The following is a 22,786-nucleotide window of genomic DNA, read 5'->3' as shown; positions in this document are numbered from 1 at the left end:
AACCCTTCGCGTGCCCGATAGGGTCATCGCTGCGGGCGTGGGAATCAGTGCGGACGGGTCGACTGTTGTCGTCGGTGACTTCGAGGGAAATGTGCGGATCGTACGAGCGGGCGATTCCGATCAGGCTTTGCGTTTGCCCGGCACGATCACGGGTGTGGGGATCAGCGCGGACGGTTCGACCGCGGTGGTCGGTGACATCAGCGGGAATGTGCGGGTCTTACGTGCGGGCGCTCCCGAACAACCGTTGCGTCTGCCCGGCCCGGTCGCCGGTGCGCGGGTCGGCGCGGACGGTTCGACCATCGCAATCGGTGATGAGGCGGGGAATGTGTTCGTTGCGCGCGCCGGCGTTTACGAACACTCGACGAGTGTGCCCGGCACGCCCACAGCGGTGGGGATCAGCGCAGACGGTACAACCGTTGCAATCGGTGACGAGGCGGGGAATGTGCGTATCATACGGGCCGGCGCTCCCGAGCGATCCGTGCGCGTGTCTACGAGGGTATCTGCGGTGGGGGTCGGTGCAGACGGTTCGACCATTGTGGCGGGCGATGCCGCGGGGAATGTTCGGGTCGTACGGGCCGGTGATCCCGATCGAACTTTCCTCCTCCCCGACACGATCGCCGGGGTGGGGGTCAGTGCGGACGGTTCGACCGTTGCGGTGGGTGACAATGCGGGAAATATATCGATTACCCGTGCTGGCGGGTCCGAATACTCCGCACGTGTGCCCGATATGATCACCGGTGTAGCGATAAGTGCGGACGGCTCGACCGTTGCGGTAGGTGACTTCCGAGGGAATGTGAAGATCGTACGTGCCGGCGCTCCCGAGCAATCCTTGCGTGTGCCCAACATAGTTACCGCTCTGGGAGTCAGTGCGGATGGTTCGACCGTTGTGGCCGGCGACAGCATGGGGAATGTGCGAGTCGCACGAACCGGCGATTCCGAAGAAGCATTGCTCCTGCCCGAAAATATCAGCGGTGTGGGCGCCGGCGCAAACGGTTCGACGATCGCGATCGGAGACACCGCGGGCACCGTATGGCATTGGCGTCAGGGCTTGCCCTCGCCTGCGGAGGTCGCGAAAGAGCAAACGCGGGTGCGCGGCATCGCTGTCGACGAACTGAACCAAGAGTTCGCGATCGTCACCGATACCGGAATCGACCGAGTGCCGATATTCCCACACGACCGGGAAGCGCTCTGTGCCAAACTGACATCCGGGATCTCCGATGAGCAGTGGCAGCAATGGATTTCGCGAGACTATGCACGTCCGGAGGTATGCCCACGTGACACCTGAGTTCGATCCGTCGGGCATCCCGGCCGGCGAATCCACCGCGAAGAAGCGAACCTCCATAACAATCCGGGCCGCAATTGCCCGAACGTGATGGAACCGCATGCACACTCCCGGGCCGACGCAACGACCGCCGGCCCGGGAGCATCCGCTACTTAACCAGCGAGAGATTGAACGGATACTTGTACTCACGGCCGTTGTTGGCCGCGATACCGGCCAGCACGGAGAACACGATGCCCGCGATCCAGACGATCGGGAACAGCAGCAACCCGATCAGCACGATCATCAGCACCGCGGACACCACGTAGGCGATCGCCAGTACGATCTGGAAGTTCAACGCGTCCACCGCGTGCCGGCGTACGAACTCGTCGCGGTCCTTGTACATCACCCAGACGATGAGCGGGGCGACGAACCCGAGCACGATACCGCCGAAGTGGGCCAGCGCGGCCCAGAGCTTGGCATCGGCCGGCGAGACCGGCGCCTGATTCGGCCCGCCGTAGGGCGGCTGGCCCGGGCCGTAGACCGGTTGACCGCCGGCCGGGGGCTGCGCGGGATAGGGTTTGCCCGTCGTCGGATCGTATGGGGACTGAGGAGTGGTCATCACATTCCAAACTGCCTGGCGAGTGGGATGTTTCGAGAATAGATGGCGCACTACCCATTTGGGGAGTGCAGAAAACCCACACCTAGGTGAATAAACGGGCAGAGTCTCTCCGCCGCGACACCTCCGGTCCGGCCGAGCAGACCAACACAATGCGGCCCGACGGGACTCTGCGAACCCAGGAGTACAGCGGTGCGCCGGCCAGCACTGTCCGATACGCACAGCGCCCGCGCGGAGATCTTGTCCGGCCGTCCCCTCGATCCGCGACCCCATACGTTGTTAGATGGCGTAAGAACAGTTGCCCACACGAGAGGACTTCGAACTGATGACCGAGAGGATCGCAGTAGTATCCGGCGCCGCCCGCGGAATCGGGGCGGCCGTCGCCAAACGGCTGGCCTCCGACGGACTGCAGGTCGGGGTCCTGGACCTCGACGAAGCCGCCTGCACCGAGACCGTGTCGGCGATCGAGAACGCCGGTGGGAAGGCGATTGCGCTCGGCGCCGATGTCAGCAAGGAGGACTCGGTGAACGCCGCGGTGGAGCGGCTGGCCGGAGAGCTCGGCGCGCCTACCGTCGTGGTCAACAATGCCGGCGTGTTGCGCGACAACCTGCTGTTCAAGATGAGCGTCGACGACTGGGACACCGTACTGGGTGTCCACCTGCGTGGCGCCTTCCTGCTGACCCGGGCCGTCCAGAAGTACATGGTCGAACAGAAGTGGGGCCGTATCGTCAATATGTCCAGCACTTCGGCTCTGGGCAATCGCGGTCAGGTGAACTACTCCGCCGCCAAGGCCGGTATGCAGGGCTTCACCAAAACCCTCGCCTTCGAACTGGGCAAGTACGGGGTCACCGCCAACGCGATCGCCCCGGGTTTCATCGTCACCGATATGACCGCCGCCACCGCCGCCCGGGTCGGAGTCGATTTCGAGGACTTCCAGAAGGGCGCCGCCGCGCAGATCCCGGTGAACCGGGTCGGCTACCCGGAGGATATCGCCCATACGGCGTCGTTCCTGGTGAGTGAAGGCGCGGGTTTCGTTTCCGGGCAGGTCATCTATGTAGCCGGCGGGCCGAAGGACTGAGGGCTACGGCCGCGGGACGGCCCAGGGTCATCCGGCCGTCCGCGGCCCGTACGGCAACGACCCGCTGCCGCGGCGGGCGGACCGATTGCCGCCACCCGGCGCGCGGACGCGGTACGAATGGGAAGCGAACCCGAGCACTTCGGCTCGCTCATGTCGGAAACGGCCGATGCTGCTGCACACCCTCGGCGAACCTTTCGACGGCCTCCCCGAATCCGGTCGGCCACCGGCACTTCCCGGTCACGCGGCCGGCGACCGGTGCCGCAACCGCTCCAGGAGGGCAGCGAGCAGGGCGACCCGCTCCGGCATGGCGTTCACCTCGACGTATTCGTCGCGGGCATGCGGGTGACCACCCACCGCGCCGAGCCCGTCCAGCGTGGGGACACCGATCGCGGCCGTGAAGTTGCCGTCCGAGGCGCCGCCGGACTGCACAGCACGCAAAGGGGCCATACCGAGCTCCCGTGCCGCCGCCTCGGCTTCCCGGTACAGCCCGCGAGCACTGGACTCCTCGAACGGCAGCCTGGCGATACCGCCGGTGACCGTCACCGTCGCTCCCGGCAGACGCGGGGCGAGCGCGAACATCGCCCGGTCCACCTGTTCCAGATCCGCCACCGACCACGATCGCGCGTCCACCGAGCACTCCGCGGATTCCGGGACGGTATTCACCGTGGTGCCCCCGGCGAGGACCGCCGGCACCACCGAGGTGTTCGCGGAAGCCAGACCGGCGATCGCGAGGATCTGATGTGCCAGCTCGATGCCCGCGTTCACCCCCAGCTCCGGCTCCAGTCCGGCGTGGGCCGCCCGGCCGGTGACCGCGACGCGATAGGCGGCCAGGCCCTTGCGCCCGATCTTCACCGCACCACCGTCCGCGCCGGGCTCACACACCAGGACCGCCCCGGCCTTCCGTGCCTGCTCCTCGATCAACTGCCGCGACGACACCGAACCGACCTCTTCGTCACTGGTCAGCAGGACGCTCACCTGCGAGGCGTCCGCGAGGAGCTCGATCGCGGCCAGCGCCTGCACGATTCCGCCCTTCATATCGAAGGTGCCGGGGCCGGTGGCGATGCCGTCGGTGATCTCGAAGGGCCGGTCGGCGGTGGTACCCACCGGCCACACGGTGTCGAAATGCCCCAGTATCAGCGCTCCGGGATCGGGCGCCTCGGCCAGGACGTGCACGTTCTCACCCACGCGTTCCGATCGCACGGGGCGCTCGAGTGCCTCCGACAGCCACGGCCCGATCAACGCGGCACAGCGCTCCAGGCCCCGCGGATCGTTCGACGGGGATTCGCAGTCCACCAGCAGACGGAACCGGTCCAGCATGGCGGGGAGTTTTCCCGCGGCGGCGTCCAGTAGCTCGTCGGTGTTACGCATCCGCTGATCCTCCTATGATCCCGACGGTCGCGACCTCCGCGACACGAGACGGCCCCGGTTCGCCTCCGGCCGCGCCCGGACCAGCGGCTACGGCCGGCCCTCTACCGGGGCCACGATCATCACGCCCTCGGACTGCACCGGATACGCCCCTCGAAGATCCACCCCCGCGATCGCGATGACTCCGGACACTCGGGCGGGCATGCCGAAGAAACCGATGTTCCGCCGCACGGCGGAGGTCGCCATACGTGCACGCGCTTCGCGCTATATCCCTTGCCGCACAGCAATATTCCCCGCACCATCGAAGAATGCGGATACGACGGATCGGACCGGCGGACTGGCGCATCGCACGCCTGGTCCGATTGGACGCACTGGCCGGATCGGCACCCGGAACCTTCTCCACCAGCCATACGGAGGCGCTCACCTGGGACGAACCGCACTGGCGGGAGTGGACCGCCCGGCGGGATCCGTTCTTCGTGGCCGTATTCGGCGCGCAACCGGCGGGTTCGGCGGGGGTGATCGTCACCCCGGACGGTCCCGAACTGGTGTCGATGTGGACTGCGCCGCGGGCACGCCGGACCGGAGTGTCGGACCGGCTGGTCCGCGCCGTGATCGAATGGGCGACGCAGGCCGGTCACCCGGGCTTGCGGTTGTGGGTGCTGGACGGGAACCGGCCGGCCGAACAGCTGTATCTGCGCACCGGGTTCACTCCCACCGGGGCGAGCAGACCGTGTGCCGAGGACGACCCCCGCCCGGAGAACGAGATGATCCTGCCGCTGCCCGCGCGTCGATGAGTTGATCAGCGGAAGAACGGTCGACCGATCCGCGAATCGCGGTAGCCGGCCGAGGCAGTCGGACCGGACGTCACTCCCCCAACGGTCTCGTTCCGATGTACGCGGCGAGTTCGAGAGGATTACGGTGCCGGTCGTACTGCCTCAGCAACTCGATGTACCGCTGCTTGTCGAGGTCCCAGTCATAAGATCTGGACTTTCCACATCCTGAGCCGCGGCGTAGACGAGATCTGCGAGTAAGCGGGTGGTCCGGCCGTTACCGTCGGTGAACGGATGAATGCGGACGGTTTCGGCGTGCACAGCGATACCCAGCCGGCGCGGCGACCAATCGTCGGTGCAGTTCCAGCGATAGTGGATGGTTTCCAGCGACATACGAAGTTCGACAGCGATCTGTTCCGGAGCCACATCGATATTGAGCTCGCGGCGGCGGAAGCTACCCGCCCAGATCCAGATGTCCCCGTAGAGGCGGCGGTGGAGGTCACGTAGGAAGTGGTCGGTGAGCAGCTCGTTCACATTCAGGCCACCGGCGATCACCGCGAGGAGGAGTTCCTCGGTCACCGAAGCCTGAACGGCCTGCTCGAGGTCGTCGACGGGGCCTTGCCGACGGGCTCTCCGAAGAGCTCTCGCGCAGAGGAGAGCAGCATGCTCGCTTCGTCCTCGGATACCGGCGTTTCTCCGTAACCCGGCGCGAAGGACATCAGGCTTGGTGTCGACGCTCGGCCAAGAACTGCGTGACCCGTTCCGAACGCACGAAACCAGTGGGCACAGTACGCCGCTCCAAACGTGCCGATGCCTTGGTCGATCGCACAGCTGATCGCCTTACCGCTTCCTTCACCATTGCCTCTGATTTTGCACGACGCTCCACTACCGACACCTCACTCTCTCGCTCTCGCTCAGCAATGGTACCGCTGTGGCCGAGCAGCGGAAGAACGGTCGACCGATCCGCGAATCGCGGTAATCGGCCCCGGGACGGTAGAACTGTGAGCCGACGGCGATCATCGAAAACGAGATGATCCTGCCGCTGCCCGCGGGTTGAGAGGTTTGCCGCTTTTCCCGCTCTTACCCCGCATCTCCGGATATATACTCCACATTGTGACGTATCTGCGGATCAAGGAAGCCGCCGGGCTGCTCGGGGTCAGCGATGACACCGTGCGGCGTTGGATAGATCAGGGGCGGCTCCCGTCGGTCCGGCTGGAGAACGGGCGCAAAGGTGTGCGGGGCCGGGATCTGGCCGAATTCGCACGGCAGCACGCCGAAGCGCCCGAACCCGGGGTGACCGTGGCGGCGTCGGCCCGCAACCGGATGCGCGGCATCGTGACCCGGGTGGTCACCGATACCGTGATGGCGCAGGTGGAGATGCAGGCCGGGCCGTTCCGGCTGGTCTCTCTGCTGAGCCGGGAGTCGGTGGACGAACTCGGCATCGAGGTGGGCAGTGTGACGGTCGCGTCGGTCAAGTCGACGCATGTGGTGGTCGAGATCCCGGGGAGTTGACGATGATGACGACGACAGGGCGCGTGGTGCGCCGGTTGGCCCCGATGGCCGTGCTGATGACCGTGCTGGCGGGCTGCGCCGGCCAGGACTCCGGGGACGACTCCGGCGGTTCGGGTGACGGGCTCACCGGGACCGTCACCGTTTTCGCCGCGGCCTCGCTCACCGAAACCTTCACCACCCTGGGCGAGCAGTTCGAACAGGCCCATCCCGGGGTCGATGTGGTGTTCGGCTTCGGCGGCAGTTCGGCGCTGGCCGAGCAGATCGGGCAGGGCGCGCCGGCCGATGTGTTCGCCTCCGCCGCGCCGCGCAATATGGAGCAGGTGATCGAATCGGGCGATATCACCGCCGGGCCGGTCACCTTCGTCGGTAACCGGCTCGAGATCGCGGTACCCGTCGGTAATCCGGGCAGTATCAGCGGGCTCGCCGATTTCGGCCGTCCCGAACCGCGGATCGCGCTGTGCGCCGAACAGGTGCCCTGCGGTGCGGCCGCCGACAAGGTTTTCGCCGCGGCCGGTGTCACCCCGCGGCCCGATACCCGCGAACCCGATGTGAAAGCCGTCCTGACCAAGGTGACGCTGGGTGAGGTCGACGCCGCGCTGGTCTACCGGACCGATGTCCGGGCCGCGGGCGACGAGGTCACCGGGATCGAGTTCCCGGAGTCGCAGAAGGCGATCAACGACTATCCGATCGCGCCGGTGGCGCAGGCGCCCAACCCGGCCGCCGCCGCGGCGTTCGTCGAATTCGTCCTGTCACCGCAGGCGCGGACGGTCTTCACCACGGCCGGTTTCGATACGCCGTGAGCGCGGGCCCGGTGCGGCGCCGGGCGACGGCACTGCGCCGGCGCCGGGCGGTCCGGGGCCGGCGGCCGATCATCTTGGTCGCACCCGCGCTGCTGGGACTGGTGTTCCTGATCGTTCCACTGGCCGGGCTGCTGGTCCGGGCACCGTGGCGGGATCTGCCCGAGCGGTTGGTCTCCGCGGAAGTGGGGCAGGCGTTACGTCTCTCGCTGGTGTGCGCGAGCCTGGCCACCGTGCTGTGCCTGGTGCTGGGTATCCCACTGGCCTGGCTGCTGGCCCGCGGCGATCTGCCCGGCCGCGGCCTGGTGCGAGCGCTGGTCACCGTGCCGCTGGTACTGCCACCGGTGGTCGGCGGGGTGGCGCTGCTGTTGGTACTCGGCCGCCGCGGGCTCGTCGGCCGGTACCTCTACGACTGGTTCGGGGTGGCACTGCCCTTCACCACCGCGGCCGTGGTGGTGGCCGAGGCGTTCGTCGCGATGCCTTTCCTGGTGATTTCGGTGGAGGGCGCGCTGCGCGGGGCCGATCCACGCTACGAGGAGGCCGCGGCCACGCTGGGCGCCTCCCGCTGGCTGACCTTCCGCCGCGTGACGCTGCCCTCGATCCTGCCCGGCGTGGTGGCCGGGACGGTGCTCTGCTGGGCGCGGGCGCTGGGCGAATTCGGTGCCACCATCACGTTCGCCGGTAATTTTCCGGGCACGACCACCACCATGCCGCTGGCGGTGTATCTGGCGCTGGAAACCGACCCGGCCGCCGCGATCGTGCTCAGTCTGGTGCTGCTGCTGGTCTCGGTGGTGGTGCTCGCCGCGCTCCGGGAACGCTGGCTGCGGGGCGTGCTGTGACGCTGACGGCCGAACTGCGGGTGACCCGCGGTGATTTCGCACTGGACCTCGACCTGCAGCTCGCTCCCGGCGAGGTCGTCGCTCTGCTCGGCCCCAACGGCGCCGGGAAGACCACCGCCCTGCGCACCCTGGCGGGACTCACCCCGCTCACGGCCGGGTCGATCCAGCTCGGCGACCGGATATGGGATGCGCCGCCGGGAGCGTTCGTACCAGCCGAGCAGCGTTCGGTGGGAGTGGTGTTCCAGGACTATCTGCTCTTCGCCCACCTCGACGCACTGGAGAACGTGGCCTTCGGGCTGCGCGCTCGCGGGCTGCGCCGGGCCGCCGCCCGCGAACGGGCCGCGCAGTGGCTGCAGCGGGTGGGTCTGGCCGAGCACACGCGCGCCCGGCCCCGGGCCCTGTCCGGTGGTCAGGCCCAGCGGGTCGCGCTGGCCCGCGCCCTGGCCGTCGAACCGGACCTGCTGCTGCTGGACGAGCCGCTGGCGGCGCTGGACGCGGCGACCCGGGTGCGGGTGCGTTCCGAATTGGCCCACCATCTCGGCGACTACCCCGGCCACACCCTGCTGGTCACCCACGACCCGCTCGACGCCATGGTGCTCGCCGACCGGCTCGTCATAGTGGAGGGCGGGGTGGTGGTCCAACAGGGGCCGCCCGGTGAGGTGGCCCGGCGGCCCCGCTCCGACTATGTCGCGGACCTGGTGGGACTCAATCTGTTCCGGGGGACCGCGGCGGGGACACTGGTCCGGCTCGCCGGGGGCGGTGAGCTCACCGTCGCCGAACCGGCCACCGGCCCGGTGCATCTCACCTTCGCGCCGTCCGCGGTCGGCCTGCACCCGCAGCGGCCCACCGGCAGTCCGCGCAACACCTGGCCGGTGACGGTGGCCGGTCTCGAACAGCACGCCCACACGGTGCGGGTCCGGCTCGACGGGGTGATTCCGGCGCTGGCCGATATCACCCCCGCCACCGTGGCGGACCTGCGTATCCGGCCGGGATCGGAGCTGTGGGCGGCACTCAAGGCCACCGAGATCCACTGCTATCCGGCCTGATCCACGGTCAGCCGGTGATCCGCCGCAGACCGGTGTACTCCAGCGCCGCGAATACCGCGACGATGAATGCGCCGATCAGGACGAACGCCACGCCGGCGCCGGTGAGCTCGAGCAGGCCGGAGAACGGCATTGCGAGCAGCCCCAGCACACAGAGCGAGTTGAACGCGACCACCCCCCTCGCATGCCGCAGCGAGATGACCGGATAACCGGCGATGAGCAGCAGAACCAGCGCGCCACCGAGCATGGCGACACCGAACGGGACCGACCACGAGGTCGGGAAGCCCAGGGGGTCTCGCAGCGGTACGGCGCCGGCGAGCATCAGGACACCGAAGGCCCCGGTGCCCCAGCCGTCGAGGCGCAGGGTGCGGCGTAGCAGGTCGCCGGAAGTCGCGGGCGCGGACAGGGTCGCGGTGGTCATGATCGTTGCCTCTCGGATCAGCACTGACGGTTACGTTCCCGACTGTGCCGCCGGACGGTCAGCGGTTCAATGACCTCCGAGGTCATGGCCACCGCGTCCCGGCCCCCGATACGCTCACAATATGGAGGTGCGTGTGGACGGGAGCCCGTCGCGGGTCGGTGCCCTGGTGCGGGAATGGCGGCAACGGCGGCGGCTGAGCCAGCTGGATCTGGCGCTGGCGGCGGGCACCTCGGCCCGGCATCTGTCGTGTGTGGAGACCGGACGCTCGGCGCCGAGCCGGGAGATGGTGCTGCGCCTGTCGCAGACGCTGGACGTGCCGCTGCGGGAACGCAATACGCTGCTGGTCGCCGCCGGATTCGCGCCCGTCTACCAGGAGAGCAGTCTCGACGACGCCCATCTCGCCTCGGCACGGGCGGCCCTGGAGCATATGCTCGCCGCCCATGAGCCCTATCCGGCGGTAGCGGTCGACCGCTGGTGGGATGTGGTCACCGCCAATTCGGCACTGGCGGTACTCACCGACGGCGTGCCCTTGTGCCTGCCGGCCGACCGGCCGCCGAACGTCTATCGGCTGGTCCTGCATCCCGAAGGCCTCGCCGGCCGGCTCGCCAACCCCCGCCAGGTGCGCGAACAGTTGCTGGAACGGCTGGCCCGGCAGGCCGGCACCACCGGCGACCCCCGGTTACGCGACCTCTACGACGAGGTCAGCGGCTATCCTGCGGTCGATTCCGGCCTCGCGGAGACAGGCGGCGCCGATTCCGGTCCGTTCCAGGTCCCGATCCGGGTGCGCACCCCGCACGGTGAACTCTCGCTGTTCGGCACCATGGCCACCTTCGGCGCGCCCGCGGACGTGACACTGTCGGAGCTGGCGGTCGAATTCTTCTACCCGCTCGACGAGTTCACGGCACGGTTCCTCCGGGACCGGGCCGGCGCGCTCACCGCGGGTGCCCTCGGCTGAGGAGCGCGACCACATCGCGGGCGGCGCCGGCCTGACCTGCCGGAGTCTCCCCCGACGAGAGCGTGAGAACCAGGGTTGAAGTACTTCGCCGCCACTGTCCGGCCCCGCCGTGTCGACGCGGAGCATCGGCTTGTCTATGCCATCGTCACCGACGATGACGAGACCACAGTGGTCGTGAGGCAAGCGCGCTACCACTACGGCAACAAATAGGAACGGGAAGGAGACCGGCCCGCTGACCGTCGCGGGCCGCCCGCCTTGTGACCCTCCGGCCGGTTGAGCCCAGGCACCGAATACGCGCACGAGTCACTGCGCTCTCTGCCGAGACGCGAGCCCGATTCGTCGACCGACGTCAGAGATAGCTCGTATCGTTGACCAGCCGCACCGACGAACCGCCGTCCGGATAGAACTCCGCGAGCGACAGCGACGCCAGGTCCAGGTGCAGTCGGTACAGCAGCGACGGGCCGACCCCCAGCGCCAGCTGGAGCAGCGTTTTGATCGGCGTCACATGGCTTACCACAACGACATTCGCCCCGGGATACCGCGCGACGAGGTCGCGGCGCACCGCCTCCACCCGTTCCCGGACCGCGTCGAAGCTTTCGCCGCCGGGGGCCGGCAGCGCCGGGTCGCCCAGCCAGCGGGCGTGCAGCTCCGGATCGCGTTCGGCGGCCTCTCGGAAGGTCAGCCCCTCCCAGTCGCCGAAATCGGTTTCGGTGAGACCGTCGACGACCCGTACCTCGATACCGAGCGCCACGCCGGCCGCCTCGGCGGTTTCCCGGGCTCGGCCCAGCGGTGAGGTCACGATCGCGGAGATATCGCCCTTTGCGGCCAGCATTTTCGCCGCCCGGGCCGCCTGTTCCCGGCCCACGGCGGTCAGCGGCGGGTTGCCGCGACCGGAATAGCGCCGCTGCACCGACAGTTCGGTCTGGCCGTGCCGCAACAGCAGCAACCTGGTCGGGCGACCGGCCGCACCGGTCCAGCCCGGGCCGGGTCCGGACAGGCGGGCCGACGCGCTCTGCGAATCGGCGATCGGGTCGGCGCCGGACCCCGGGGCGGCGGGTCGCACCGCGGCCGGGTCGGCCGCGTGCACCTCGGCGACCAGCTTGCCGTCGTCCATCGCCTCGTTGGCCAGCCGGTCGGCGTGGGAGTTCTCGGCGCGCGGTATCCAGCGGTAGGTCACCCGGTCGAAATCCGCGGCCAGCCGCCGCGCGCGGTCGGCGAGCGGAATCAGTGCCGCGTGCTTGACCTTCCAGCGACCCGACATCTGCTCGACCACGAGTTTGGAGTCCATCCGCACCGCGACCACCCGGGCACCGAGTTCGGCGGCCGCTTCGAGTCCGGCGATCAGACCGCGGTACTCCGCGACATTGTTGGTCGTGACGCCCAGGGCCTCCCGGCGTTCGGCGAGCACCCCCACGCGGTCCGCGTCGAACACCACCGCCCCGTAACCGGCCGGCCCCGGGTTACCCCGGGATCCCCCGTCGGCCTCGACGATGACCTCGCGCACGCTCATTTCGGCCTCCCGCTCCCGCTACTCGGACTCCGCTCTCCGGTGCGGCCTCACAATCCGGATTCTTTGGTCCGCACCAGCACCGCGCCGCATTCCGGACAGCGCACCACCTGATCGGGTGCGGTTTTGGTGATCCGGGCGATCTCGCCGCGGTCCAGTTCGATCCGGCAGGCTCCGCAGCGCCGGGCCTGCAGCAGCGCCGCGCCGGTACCGTGCGCGGCACGCTGCCGGTCGTAGACCGCCAGCAGCTCCTCCGGGAACGCGCCGAGCAGTTTCGCGCGATCGGTTTCGCAGCGCTGCTGGGCGACATCGAGATCGGCGACTGCCTCGTCGCGGCGGCCGAGGGCGGCGGCGAGTTCGGTCTCGGTGCGGTCCAGCCGGGCACCGGCGTGCTCATGATCGGCGGCGGAGGCCTCGCGGCGTTCCATCACCTCGAGCAGATCGTCCTCGAGCACCGATCGGCGCCGTTCCAGACTCGCCAGCTCGTGCTGCAGTTCGGACAGCTGTTTCGCCCCGACCGAACCCGCTTCCAGGACGCCCCGGTCGCGGTCCTCCCGTTTGCGGACGGCCTCGATCTCACCTTCGAGCTTGCGGATATCGCGGTCGAGATCGTCCAGCACGATCTCCACGGCCACGGCCGCGTCCTTGTGCGCGTTGCGTTCGGCCTCGAACCGGTCGACCTCCTGCTGTTCGGGGAGGACGCTGCGCCGGTGCGCGATCCGGGTCAGTTCGGTGTCGACCTCGGCGAGACGCAGCAGTTTGGCCTGGATCGATGGTTCGACATTCAACGCGAACGAACTCCCTGCACGCTGTGGACGGATAAGAACGTCCACCGTACTCCGCGCGGCGGCGGCGGTGTCGCGGACGGGTCCGAACCCGCTGCCGCGTCCTCGGGCGCCGCGGTCAGCCGCCGCAACCGACCGTCCACGGATCGGTGCGCACGGTGGAAACCCGCGTCTCCAGGTCCGGGAGGCCGTCCTGGACCACCGCGGCGGCCTGCGCGCACCAGGGGAACTCGGTCGCCCAGTGCGCCGCGTCGATCAGCGCGGGACCCGACCGGCGCAGATGCTCGTCGGCGGGGTGGTGGCGCAGGTCGGCGGTGAGGTACGCGTCGACGCCGCGGCGGGCGGCAATATCGAGCAGGGAGTCACCCGCCCCACCGCAGACCGCCACGGTGCGCAGTATCCGGTCGGGGTCGCCGGCGGCCCGCACCCCCCAGGTCGTCGCCGGCAGGGCGGCGGCGGCGCGGGCGGTGAACTCGCGCAGCGTCAGCGGTTCGGCGAGCGTACCGATCCGGCCCAGGCCCTGGTGTCCGGTGAGCGCGGCCCGTTCGGTCACGTGGTAGGCGGGCTCCTCGTAGGGATGCGCCGACCGCAGCGCCGCGAGCACCGCGGCCCGGGTGTCGGCGGGGGCGACCACCTCCAGCCGGTCCTCGGTCACCCGGGCCAGTTCGCCGACCGCGCCGACCGCCGGGTTCGCGCCGTCCAGCGGCCGGAACTGACCGGTCCCCGTGACCCGCCAGGCGGCCTCCCGGTAGTCGCCGGAGCCGCCCGCGCCCGCGGCGAACAGCGCCGCCAGCACCGCGTCGGCCTGTTCGGGCGGCACCTGGACGGACCACTTGTCCACCGCCGCCACCGGTTTCGGGTCCAGCGGGCCCGTGACCGTCAGGCCGAGGGCCGCGGCGAGAGCGTCGGAGACGCCGGGGTCGGCGGAATCGGCGTTCGTATGCGCGGTGAACAGGGCGCAGCCCGCGCGGATCAGCCGATGCACCAGCGCGCCCTTGGGCCGGTCGGCCGAGACACTGTCGACACCTCGCAGCAGCAGCGGATGGTGGGCCACCACCGCCTGGGCGCCCCACTGCACCGCCTCGTCCACCACGGCGGCGGTGACATCGACGGCGAACAGCACCCGCCGCACGACCTCCGTGGGATCTCCGCAGACCAGACCTACCGAATCCCACGGTTCGGCCAGCCGCGGCGGATAGGCCGTCTCCAGCGTCGCGACGAGTTCGGCAAGGGTGGCCACGGCACACCTTTCTCTCGGGAGCTCTCGGGTGAGTCGGCGACAATCATGTCGCGCGCACACGGATCCGGCGCGGCGGGCCCGCCCACCGGCACCGGACGCTAGACCAGGCGTCCGGCATTTCCCAGCGCCGCCACCAGCCGTTCGACATCGGCCGGCGGCCGGACGGCCACCCGCACATGCTCCGGTCCCAGGCCCGGGAAGGTATCGCCGCGCCGCACCGCGATCCCGTGCCGGCGCAGGTATTCGCGCAGGATCTCCCCGTGTTCCACCTCGAGCAGCAGGAACGGCGCGTCCGCCGGGGTCTGTACCGCCACCCCGGCGCCGCGCAGACGCTCGATCATCGCCGCGCGATCCCCGCCGATCTCCAGCGCCCGCGCCGCGCTCTCCGCGAGGGCGCGCGGCGCGGCGGTGGCGGCGATCGCGGCGAGCTGCAGCGTGCCCACCGGCCAGTGCGCCCGGCCCCGGACCAGCTGCCGCAGCAGCTCCGGTGCCCCGAGCAGGTAGCCGCACCGCAACCCGGCCAGCGCCCAGGTCTTGGTGAGGCTGCGCAAGACCAGCAGCCCCTCTCCCGCCTCCCCGGCCAGCGACTCCGTTTCCCCGGGCACCGCGTCCATGAAGGCCTCGTCCACCAGCACGACCCGCCCCGGACGCAGCAGCGCGCGCACGATGTCGGCCGGGTGCAGGACGGAGGTCGGGTTGGTGGGGTTGCCGAGCACCACCAGATCCGCCTGTTCCGGGACCAGGGTGGGATCCAGGGCGTAGGGCGGTTCCAGCAGCACCCGGTGCACCGGGACCCCGGCCTCGCGCAGCGCGAGTTCGGGCTCGGTGAACGAGGGGTGCACCACCGCCGCCAGCCGGGGTGACAGCCGCGGCAGCAGCGCGAACCCTTCCGCCCCACCGGCCAGGGGCAGCACCTGATCGGCCGCGAGCCCGTGCCGGGCCGCCACGACCTCCCGGGCGTGCCGCTCGTCGGCGGCGGCCGGGTACCGGCCGAGCGAGTCCAGGGCGGCGACCAGCCGGTCGCGTAGCCAGCGCGGGGGCGCGGTGCCCTGGACGTTCACCGCGAAATCGAGCAGACCCGGCTGGGCTTCCACATCACCGTGATGACGCAGCCCGGCGAAATCGACATGTTCGGTGAGCATGAGACGCACCCTACGTGGCGCGCGGGCGAGTCGACCCGCCAGAATGGCTGTCGTGGGTGAGCTGCACATATCGTTCGTCTGTACCGGCAACATCTGCCGATCGCCGATGGCGGAGAAGATCGCGCTGGCGCATCTGTCCTGGGCCGGGCTCGGCGACCGGGTACGGGTCAGTAGTGCGGGCACCCACGACTGGCACACCGGGTCCGACGCCGACCCGCGCACGACCGAGACCCTGCGCCGCCACGGCTACCCCACCGGGCACCGGGCCGCCGGGTTCGGTGCCGACCACGCCGACGCCGACCTCGTCGTCGCCATGACCACCGAACACGACCGCGACCTGGCCGTCCGTGGTATCCCACTCGAACGCCGCCGCCTGCTGCGCAGTTTCGACCCGCACGCCGACGGCCCCGACGTACCGGATCCGTACTACGGCGACACCGCCGGATTCGAGCTCGTGCGCGAGCAGATCGAGGCCGCGGTCCCGGGCCTGCTCGCCTGGGTCCACGCCGCGCTCGCCGCCCGAGCGCCGGTGACCGGCGGTGCGGCCTGATGCGCCGCCTCGCCTTCCTGCTGCGTCCCGGCTGGCTGATCCTGGCCGCGGTGGTGGTCGCGTTCGCGTACCTGTGTTTCACCGTGCTGGCCCCCTGGCAGCTCGGCAAGAACGAGTCCACCTCCGAACGCAACCGGCTGATCGCCGATTCGGTGCACGCCGATCCGGTGGCGGTCACCGAGGTTCTCGACGGCGGTGCGGCGGACGCGGCCACGGAATGGCGGAAGGTCTTCGCCGAGGGCACCTACGTACCCGATTCGACCGTGCTGGTCCGCCTGCGGCATCTCGACGGCGCACCCGGTTTCGGTGTGCTGTCCGCGTTCACCCTCACCGACGGCCGTACCCTGCTCGTGGACCGCGGTCTGGTGGCGGCGGTCGACGGCTCGCAGCCACCCCCGATCGACCCGCCGCCGTCCGGCGTGCGGCGTGTCGAGGGCCGGATCCGGGTCTCGGAGAACATCGACCCGCAACGCGTACCCGCGGTCCAGAACGGTATCCCGCACGTCTATTCCATCGACGTCCCGCAGGAAACCACAGTCCTCGGCCTGCCGCTGACCCCGCTCCCGGTCGGTGAGCGTGGCTCCTACCTACAGCTGTCGCCGGACCAGCCGGGCGCGTTCACCCCGGTACCGCTGCCCCAGCTCGACGCCGGCCCCTACCTCTCCTACGGGTTGCAATGGCTGGCGTTCGGCATCATGGCGCCACTGGGTCTGGGCTATTTCGCCTGGGCCGAGATCCGCGAACGTCGTAAGCAGCGGCCCACGACGAAGACCGCACCGGAGCCCGATGAGCCGAGTCCGGCCGACCCCGAACCCGTCACCACCGAGGCCCGCCTGGCCGACCGGTACGGCCGCCCCCGCCCCTGACCGGCGCGGCGGGACGGCTACCCGCACGTATCGGTCGCGGCGTACGCCGCGCCCCGGCCCGGCGCGCGGCAACTCGCGCTTGCTGGTCGCACTTGCGGACTACCCGGCCACAGCCCGGGTGCGACGAGCGCGCATCCGCTCCCGCAGCCCCGCGCCCGACACCGCGACCGCCGCCGCCGAAACCACCGCCGTGTACTGCACCAGTTCGGACAGCCGCACCGCGCGCCGCAGATCGCCGGCCGTGGGCGCCGGCCCCGCCCCCAATTCCGGCCGGTGCTCGACCCCGTGCGGGTATGCGGTCCGCCCACCGAGGCGCACCCCGAGCGCCCCGGCCGCCGCCGCTTCCACCACCCCGGCATTCGGGCTCGGATGCTTTCCGGCATCCCGTCGCCAGGTCCGCAGTACCGTGCCGGGCCGCCCGCCGACCAGCGGCGCCACCAGCGCGGTGAGCAGCCCGGTCGCCCGGGCGGGCAGCAGGTTCGCCAGATCGTCGACGCGGGCGGCCGCCCACCCGAACCGCCGGTAGCGCTGGTTGCGGTAGCCGATCATGGCGTCGAGGGTGTTCACCGCCCGATAGCCCAGTAGTCCGGGAACACCGGCCACCGCGCCCCACAGCAGCGGCGCGACCGCGGCGTCGGAGGTGTTCTCGGCGATCGATTCCAGGGCCGCCCGGGCCAGCCCGTCCGCATCCAGCGCCGCCGGATCGCGTCCACACAGGGCGGGCAGCAGTTCGCGGGCGGCCGCGAGATCCCCGGCGTCGAGCCGGTCGGCCATCAGCTGTCCGGTCCGGGCCAGGCTGCGGCCCCCGAGCACCGTCCAGGTCGCCGCCGCCACCGGTACGGCACCGCCCCGGCGCAGCGCCGCGCCCAGGCCGATCACGGACCCCACCAGCAGCAGTTCGTGCACCACACCCGCCCGGCGATGGTCGGCATAGGTCATCGTCTCCACGGACGCGGCCACCAACCCGAACCCCGCCACCGGATGCCCGCGCCGCGGGTCCCCGACCGCGCGATCGATGGCGAACCCGATCAGCAGACCCGCCGCGGTCGAAACACCTCTGCGCACCAGGTGAGCGTATCCAGCACCGGCCGGCCGGCTGTGCCGGGGACGACCCGCGATTCCCACGAACCGTATGCGCGCCGGCAGAGGCAGCCGGTGTGGCCGGATACGGTCATCACCACACCACCGCCGGCGACCGGGCCGCACCGATGTCACAGACCGGGCGCGCCCGTCGTCGACTCGGCGAGACCATTGCCCGCCCGCCGGGCATCGACCGAACGGGGAACCGCAGTGACCGACCGAGAAGATCCCGCCGAGCTGGCCCGGCGTTTCGAGGAACTGCGCCCGTACCTGCGCCGACTCGCCTACAGCACCCTCGGCAGCCTCAGCGACGCCGACGATGTGGTGCAGGAGGCGTGGCTGCGGCTGCAACGGCAGCAGGAGTCCGGCGGCACGCCCATCGACAATCTGCAGGCGTGGCTGACCACGGTCACCGGCCGCCTGGCCCTCGATCAGCTCGGTTCGGCGCGGATGCGGCGCGAACAGTACGTGGGTGAGTGGCTACCCGAACCCACCGTGACCGACTGGGCGGATCCCGCGGACCGGATCTCCCAGGACGAGCGGGTCACCATGGCGCTTCTGGTGGTCCTGGAGTCGCTCTCCCCGGCCGAACGCACCGCGTTCGTCCTGCAGGACGTCTTCGGCATGTCGGGCCCGGAGGTCGCCGAGGTGGTGGGCCGCACCCCCGCCGCGGTCCGGCAGCTCGCCTCGCGCGCCCGCAAACGGGTCGAGGACGGGACTCCGCGCTTCCCGGCGTCCCCGGACGAGCAGGAGAAGGTCGTCTCGGCGTTCGCGGTGGCCTGGCGGTCCGGCGATATGAGCGCGCTGCTCGGCGTGCTCGACGACCGGGTGACCCTCACCGCCGACGGCGGCGGCAAGGTACCCGCCATTCGTAAACCCGTCGCGGGTGCCGAGATCATCGCCAAGATGCTGCTCGGCTGGTACAACGTCCCGGCCGCGGCGGGCGGCTGGGGCCGGGCCATCGAGGTCAACGGCATGCCCGGACTGCTGGTGTTCGACGGTCGGCACCACGGGGTGTTCTCCTTCACCGTCGACGACGGCCGGATCACCGCCATCCACGTCGTCCGCAATCCGGACAAGCTGCGTGATCTGCCCGCCGATGCCGGGCCCGAATGGATCCTGCGTGACTCCGGCGAGAGCTGAGGCCGCCCCGCCGGCGCCGCACGGTCTCCACCGCCTCGCCGGTCGCCGGAACGGGCGGGTTAGGTTGCGTATATGAGGATCGAAGTCAGTGGCCACCGGCCCGAGATAGACGAGACCGCGTGGATCGCCCCGACTGCGAACGTGATCGGCCGAGTGAAGCTCGGGGCCCAGGTCAGTATTTGGTATAACGCCGTCCTGCGCGGTGACACCGAACTGATCACTGTCGGGGAGCGCAGCAATATCCAGGACGGCTGCGTACTGCACGCCGACCCGGGTTTCCCGGCCACCGTGGGCGCCGGGGTCTCGGTCGGGCACAACGCGATCCTGCACGGTTGCACGGTCGAGGACGACTGCCTGATCGGGATGGGCGCGACCGTGCTGAACGGCGCGGTGATCGGCCGGGGCAGCCTGATCGCGGCCAATGCGCTGATTCCCGAGGGCGCGCAGATTCCGCCGGGTTCGCTGGTGGCCGGTGTGCCGGGCAAGGTCCGCCGCGAGCTCACCGCGGAGCAGCAGCGCGGGGTGGAGCTCAATGCCATGGTGTATCTGCACCATATGTCCGAGCACCGATCGGCGAAGGAGATCTGAGCGCGGCCGCCACCCGGACACGTTATTGGACAAGCGTCCAGTAGGTGACTGATACCATGGACCAACGTATCCGGGGAGACGGGTTGACCCGAAACCCGCTGTCCTGCAAGGTGTCGGCGTTTCGGGCGACCCGTCCAGGTGGGCACGGCGACGTGCCCGGCAGGAGGTATGACGGGTGGCGTGCGAGCAATCCGAGACGCGCCGGTCGGCCGGGCGGGTGAGCGTGGCGGATATCGCCGCGCAACCAGGAGGTATCGAGGCGCTGCGGCGCAGAGTCCACGAATTACGTTCAAGCGGAGTCGATTTCGCGGCCAACGCGATCGAACACGAGATGGCCGAACTCGATCTGCCCCGGGAGTGATACCCGGCACGAAACCAACGCGCAGGTCACCCGGTGCATCCGGTGTCGGATAAGGTGTGAGGACCATGTCGCCCGTACCGCCGATTCTGCAACGCATCCTTGCCGAGCCACCCGCCGACAGCGGGAAAGTGCTCGACAGCGCGCTCTCGGCGTTCCTGGATTTCGGGATCAAACGCACCAGCATGGGCGAGATCGCCCGCCGCGCCGGTATCAGTCCCGCGACCCTCTACCGCCGCTTCGAATCCAAGAACGACCTGGTCGAAGCGGTCACCGTCCGGGAGGCGCAGCGTTTCGTCGCCAAGATCGACAATCGGGTGCGCACGGTGGCCGGCTCCGAGGATCAGCTCGTGGAGATCTTCGTCGCCTTCATCTCCGCCATCGCCGGCAACCCGCTGCTGATCCGGCTGCTGCGCACCGAACCCGAACTCGTATTGCCCCGGCTCACCACCGAAGCCGGCCCGATCCTCGCCGTCGGCCGCACCTACCTGGCCGCGAAACTGCGGGAACTGCACGACAGCGGCAACGATTTCGACCCGGACCTGGTCGCCGAGATCATGGCTCGCCTGGCGCTGTCGCTGGCACTCACCCCCGACGGTCTGATCCCCATCCAGGACGAGGCCGCCGGCCGCGAATTCGCCCGCCGCACCCTGCTGCCCATGGTCGCCTGGCACAGCCCGAGCTGACCCGGGTCACCCCGCGAACGCCCGGTCCACCAGCTCGTCCAACTCCGTCTGCCCCGCCGCCCCGGGTTCCGGTTCCGCGGCCAACTCCCGCGCCCGGCGCACGATCGCGAGCGCGGCCGGGGTCCCCGGATCCGGTAGCGGCAACCGGGACACATACTGAGTGATCCAGCGCCGCCGTCCCGAATACAGCCGGTTACCGCAGACCGCGTCGTAGTAGCGCAGTCCCAGTGACGAGTTCGCGATGCCCATCATCAGGCAGGCCATATCCTCGGCGCCGGCGTCCTCGCCCAGGTCCGCCAGCGAAATCCAGTAGCAGTCACCGTTCACCACCGCACCGGATCGGTCCAGCGCGAAACGGGGCCGGTCGCTGATATCCGGGAACACCACCTTGGGGATCCGCCACAGATGCGGCCGCTGCGGCACCCAGTGCTCGAACCATTCACGGCCCGCCCCGGTGAGATAACCCCGCGCCGCCAGCACCTCCCGATGCTGCTCGAGGTAGGCCGCGGTCCGCGGATACCGCACCAGGTCAACCGGCACCCGGCGGGTCCGCGTGAGGTCGTACGGATACAGCACCCGAGTCCGTCGGATTCGGTCGATCCGCCACGGCCGCAGATCGTGATGGGTGATGAGGTCGCGCAGCAACTCCGGTTCGGTCGCCGGATCACCCCAGTGCGCCGCGATGAAGACCTTGTCCGCATTGGTCTTGATCCCCACCCGGATACGCCCCAGGTCCCCGAAGGTGCGCCACATCCGCTCGGTGACCCCGCGCAACCAGTCGTCGTGCCCCACCCGCGACATCCGCCACCCCACCGACGCCGCCGCCGCACCGGACTCGGTGACCAGCTCACCCACCGTCACCGCGAACCGGCGGCCCTGCCGCCACACCATTGCGTCGGTGGTTCCACTCAGGGCCGCGAACAGTTCCCGCTCTTCGTTCGCGGTCCCCGCACCGGAGCTCGATCCGCGGGCATGCCTTACATCCCGAGCACCCACCGCGCGGCCGGCCGGGCTCTGTCCCGCTCCCCGTCGCTGCGGAGCCGGACGGGCGGAACCGCCCACGATCCCCACTCCCGCGATTGCCGGGTGCACGATCGCCGGGCCTACGATTTCTCCGCCCGCAATTTCCGGGCCCAGCGTTGCCCGGCCCGAAGTTGCCGTTGCCCGGCCCGAAGTTGCCGGGCCCGAGGTTGCCGGGTCCGTGGATTCCGGGTCCGGCGCAATCCCGGCCTCCTCCTCGTAGACCGAGACGTACCGGCAGTCCCCCCGCGCCGCGCCGCGTACGGCGATCGTCACAGCCGGCAGTACCGCCGCCTCGAACAGCTTGGTATCGCCCAGGTCGTACAGCTCCACCGGTGTCAGATCCGTCAGCAGCAGCGCCCGCAGATTCGCCCCCGCCTTCGTGGTCAGGAACCGATTCGCGCACAGCAGACCCAGTACCCCGCCCGGAGCCATCAGCCGCGGCAGCGCCGCGACGAACGGATGCGTCAGATCGATGCGCCCCCGCAACCCGAACTGCCCCCGTAGTGCCTGCGCCGCCGCCCCACCCAACTGCTGGGTCCGGACATAGGGCGGATTGGCGATCACCGCGTCGAACGACCCGGCCGGCAACCCCGCGCAGTCGGCCAGGAAATCGGATTGCCGCCATTCGGCCTCCACCCCCGACCCCGCCGCCCGCCGCCGCGCCAAGGCCAACCCCACCGGATCCAGGTCGTACCCCACCAATACCACCGGTGCCCCCGGCAGCCGGCCGGCCAGTGCGTCCCGGATTGCGAACAACAGCTCCCCGGACCCACAGGCCGGGTCCAGCACCCGCACCGGCCCGGCCGAGTCGATCCGCGCGGCCACCCGGCCGGCCAGAAAACCCGCAAGCGTCGCGGGCGTGTAATGCCGACCGTGACGTTTGCGCTCGCGAGCCCCCGCTCCATCGCGTCCCATCTGCGCATTGTCGTCGACCGCGGCCCCTGACCAGACGCTTTCGGAGGAAGTGCCCTCTGTGGGCGCGGTCCTGCCCCGGCCGCGACCAACCTCAAAAGCGAGTCCGCATGCCGACCCGGCCGTCGAATGCCGACGCAACCCGCATGCGTCGAGTTTTACGAGACACCTCCAAGGGTTGAGGCCCGTCTCGCCGTTTCGGCCTCGAAGCGCATGCGCCGTAGGCGCGAGTCTCGAGGCCGAAACGGC

Annotated in this window: 25 protein-coding genes; 15 read left to right on the top strand and 10 right to left on the bottom strand. The window is 70.1% G+C overall.

Going from position 1 to position 22,786, the window contains the following annotated elements:
• Positions 1-1,285: WD40 repeat domain-containing protein (locus AB0H42_RS02670; RefSeq protein WP_357048767.1), on the top strand; the 1,285-nt coding region annotated here is incomplete at its 5' end.
• Between the two features lie 145 nt (positions 1,286-1,430).
• Here the strand turns inward: AB0H42_RS02670 and AB0H42_RS02665 are convergent.
• Complete coding sequence (locus tag AB0H42_RS02665; protein ID WP_357048764.1) at positions 1,431-1,880, bottom strand: DUF4870 domain-containing protein; 450 nt, start codon at positions 1,878-1,880, stop codon at positions 1,431-1,433.
• Positions 1,881-2,202: 322 nt separating this feature from the next.
• Here AB0H42_RS02665 and AB0H42_RS02660 point away from each other — a divergent pair, with 322 nt between their 5' ends.
• Complete coding sequence (locus AB0H42_RS02660; protein ID WP_357048761.1) at positions 2,203-2,955, top strand: SDR family oxidoreductase; 753 nt, start codon at positions 2,203-2,205, stop codon at positions 2,953-2,955.
• A gap of 237 nt (positions 2,956-3,192) precedes the next feature.
• On the opposite strand, the gene AB0H42_RS02655 is transcribed toward AB0H42_RS02660, so the two are convergent.
• Positions 3,193-4,323 (bottom strand): M20 family metallopeptidase, encoded by a 1,131-nt coding sequence (locus tag AB0H42_RS02655; protein ID WP_357048758.1) that lies wholly within the window; start codon positions 4,321-4,323, stop codon positions 3,193-3,195.
• A 305-nt stretch (positions 4,324-4,628) separates the two neighbouring features.
• Here AB0H42_RS02655 and AB0H42_RS02650 point away from each other — a divergent pair, with 305 nt between their 5' ends.
• Positions 4,629-5,114: a GNAT family N-acetyltransferase gene (locus tag AB0H42_RS02650; RefSeq protein WP_357048755.1), complete on the top strand. Its 486-nt coding sequence runs from the start codon at positions 4,629-4,631 to the stop codon at positions 5,112-5,114.
• 141 nt (positions 5,115-5,255) lie between these two features.
• Here the strand turns inward: AB0H42_RS02650 and AB0H42_RS02645 are convergent, their stop codons facing one another.
• Positions 5,256-5,669 carry a Fic family protein gene (locus AB0H42_RS02645; RefSeq protein ID WP_357048752.1) on the bottom strand — a complete coding sequence of 138 codons (414 nt, stop codon included), beginning with the start codon at positions 5,667-5,669 and terminating at the stop codon, positions 5,256-5,258.
• Positions 5,670-6,203: 534 nt separating this feature from the next.
• Between AB0H42_RS02645 and AB0H42_RS02640 the strand changes: the two genes are divergently transcribed.
• The 4 genes from AB0H42_RS02640 to AB0H42_RS02625 are packed head-to-tail and all read left to right on the top strand — an operon-like array spanning position 6,204 to position 9,284.
• Entirely contained in the window at positions 6,204-6,602 is a 399-nt protein-coding gene (locus AB0H42_RS02640) for a helix-turn-helix transcriptional regulator (RefSeq protein WP_357048749.1), read from the top strand.
• A gap of 2 nt (positions 6,603-6,604) precedes the next feature.
• Positions 6,605-7,402, top strand: coding sequence for a molybdate ABC transporter substrate-binding protein (gene modA / locus AB0H42_RS02635; protein ID WP_357048746.1), 798 nt, complete (start codon positions 6,605-6,607; stop codon positions 7,400-7,402).
• Positions 7,403-7,434: 32 nt separating this feature from the next.
• Positions 7,435-8,238, top strand: a complete 804-nt coding sequence (gene modB / locus AB0H42_RS02630) for a molybdate ABC transporter permease subunit (RefSeq protein ID WP_357049523.1) — start codon at positions 7,435-7,437, stop codon at positions 8,236-8,238.
• A complete protein-coding gene (locus tag AB0H42_RS02625) occupies positions 8,235-9,284 on the top strand; it encodes an ABC transporter ATP-binding protein (protein WP_357048743.1) in 1,050 nt (349 codons plus the stop codon). Before modB ends, AB0H42_RS02625 begins: the two co-directional genes overlap by 4 nt.
• 7 nt (positions 9,285-9,291) lie before the next feature.
• Here the strand turns inward: AB0H42_RS02625 and AB0H42_RS02620 are convergent, their stop codons facing one another.
• Positions 9,292-9,702 carry a hypothetical protein gene (locus AB0H42_RS02620; RefSeq protein WP_357048740.1) on the bottom strand — a complete coding sequence of 137 codons (411 nt, stop codon included), beginning with the start codon at positions 9,700-9,702 and terminating at the stop codon, positions 9,292-9,294.
• A gap of 121 nt (positions 9,703-9,823) precedes the next feature.
• Here AB0H42_RS02620 and AB0H42_RS02615 point away from each other — a divergent pair, with 121 nt between their 5' ends.
• Together AB0H42_RS02615 and AB0H42_RS02610 are read left to right on the top strand one after the other, a co-directional pair.
• Positions 9,824-10,657: a helix-turn-helix transcriptional regulator gene (locus AB0H42_RS02615; RefSeq protein WP_357048737.1), complete on the top strand. Its 834-nt coding sequence runs from the start codon at positions 9,824-9,826 to the stop codon at positions 10,655-10,657.
• A gap of 75 nt (positions 10,658-10,732) precedes the next feature.
• The gene (locus tag AB0H42_RS02610) at positions 10,733-10,867 is read left to right on the top strand and encodes a type II toxin-antitoxin system YoeB family toxin (protein ID WP_357048734.1); all 135 of its coding nucleotides are present in this window, start codon (positions 10,733-10,735) and stop codon (positions 10,865-10,867) included.
• A 139-nt stretch (positions 10,868-11,006) separates the two neighbouring features.
• Here AB0H42_RS02610 and AB0H42_RS02605 read toward each other — a convergent pair whose 3' ends face one another.
• From AB0H42_RS02605 to cobC, 4 genes are all read right to left on the bottom strand, one after another.
• Complete coding sequence (locus AB0H42_RS02605; protein ID WP_357048731.1) at positions 11,007-12,167, bottom strand: bifunctional RNase H/acid phosphatase; 1,161 nt, start codon at positions 12,165-12,167, stop codon at positions 11,007-11,009.
• Positions 12,168-12,214: 47 nt separating this feature from the next.
• Positions 12,215-12,952, bottom strand: a complete 738-nt coding sequence (locus AB0H42_RS02600) for a C4-type zinc ribbon domain-containing protein (protein ID WP_357048728.1) — start codon at positions 12,950-12,952, stop codon at positions 12,215-12,217.
• 115 nt (positions 12,953-13,067) lie between these two features.
• Complete coding sequence (locus AB0H42_RS02595; RefSeq protein ID WP_357048725.1) at positions 13,068-14,189, bottom strand: Nif3-like dinuclear metal center hexameric protein; 1,122 nt, start codon at positions 14,187-14,189, stop codon at positions 13,068-13,070.
• A 98-nt stretch (positions 14,190-14,287) separates the two neighbouring features.
• Entirely contained in the window at positions 14,288-15,331 is a 1,044-nt protein-coding gene (gene cobC, locus AB0H42_RS02590) for an Rv2231c family pyridoxal phosphate-dependent protein CobC (RefSeq protein ID WP_357048722.1), read from the bottom strand.
• 43 nt (positions 15,332-15,374) lie between these two features.
• Here cobC and AB0H42_RS02585 point away from each other — a divergent pair, with 43 nt between their 5' ends.
• Positions 15,375-15,881, top strand: coding sequence for a low molecular weight protein-tyrosine-phosphatase (locus AB0H42_RS02585; protein WP_357048719.1), 507 nt, complete (start codon positions 15,375-15,377; stop codon positions 15,879-15,881).
• The gene (locus AB0H42_RS02580; RefSeq protein WP_357048716.1) at positions 15,881-16,747 is read left to right on the top strand and encodes an SURF1 family cytochrome oxidase biogenesis protein; all 867 of its coding nucleotides are present in this window, start codon (positions 15,881-15,883) and stop codon (positions 16,745-16,747) included. The genes AB0H42_RS02585 and AB0H42_RS02580 overlap by 1 nt, the downstream gene beginning before the upstream one ends.
• Before the next feature lie 99 nt (positions 16,748-16,846).
• On the opposite strand, the gene AB0H42_RS02575 is transcribed toward AB0H42_RS02580, so the two are convergent.
• Positions 16,847-17,812: a cobalamin biosynthesis protein gene (locus tag AB0H42_RS02575; RefSeq protein WP_357048713.1), complete on the bottom strand. Its 966-nt coding sequence runs from the start codon at positions 17,810-17,812 to the stop codon at positions 16,847-16,849.
• A 225-nt stretch (positions 17,813-18,037) separates the two neighbouring features.
• On the opposite strand from AB0H42_RS02575, the gene sigJ reads away from it, so the two are divergent.
• The 4 genes from sigJ to AB0H42_RS02555 all read left to right on the top strand — a co-directional run bounded on the left by sigJ (position 18,038) and on the right by AB0H42_RS02555 (position 20,602).
• Positions 18,038-18,970 (top strand): RNA polymerase sigma factor SigJ, encoded by a 933-nt coding sequence (sigJ, locus tag AB0H42_RS02570; RefSeq protein WP_357048710.1) that lies wholly within the window; start codon positions 18,038-18,040, stop codon positions 18,968-18,970.
• Between the two features lie 72 nt (positions 18,971-19,042).
• Positions 19,043-19,558: a gamma carbonic anhydrase family protein gene (locus AB0H42_RS02565; protein ID WP_030524033.1), complete on the top strand. Its 516-nt coding sequence runs from the start codon at positions 19,043-19,045 to the stop codon at positions 19,556-19,558.
• 175 nt (positions 19,559-19,733) lie between these two features.
• Positions 19,734-19,919 (top strand): hypothetical protein, encoded by a 186-nt coding sequence (locus AB0H42_RS02560; RefSeq protein ID WP_265806706.1) that lies wholly within the window; start codon positions 19,734-19,736, stop codon positions 19,917-19,919.
• Between the two features lie 65 nt (positions 19,920-19,984).
• Positions 19,985-20,602 (top strand): TetR/AcrR family transcriptional regulator, encoded by a 618-nt coding sequence (locus AB0H42_RS02555; protein WP_357048707.1) that lies wholly within the window; start codon positions 19,985-19,987, stop codon positions 20,600-20,602.
• A 6-nt stretch (positions 20,603-20,608) separates the two neighbouring features.
• Here the strand turns inward: AB0H42_RS02555 and AB0H42_RS02550 are convergent, their stop codons facing one another.
• Complete coding sequence (locus AB0H42_RS02550; protein ID WP_357048704.1) at positions 20,609-22,540, bottom strand: N-6 DNA methylase; 1,932 nt, start codon at positions 22,538-22,540, stop codon at positions 20,609-20,611.
• Between the last annotated feature and the right edge of the window lie 246 nt (positions 22,541-22,786).

This window comes from Nocardia sp. NPDC050799 (assembly GCF_040654015.1).
GTDB lineage: Bacteria > Actinomycetota > Actinomycetes > Mycobacteriales > Mycobacteriaceae > Nocardia.
Note: the sequence above shows the minus strand (reverse complement) of the source record. Positions and strands in the feature narration are given on the sequence as shown.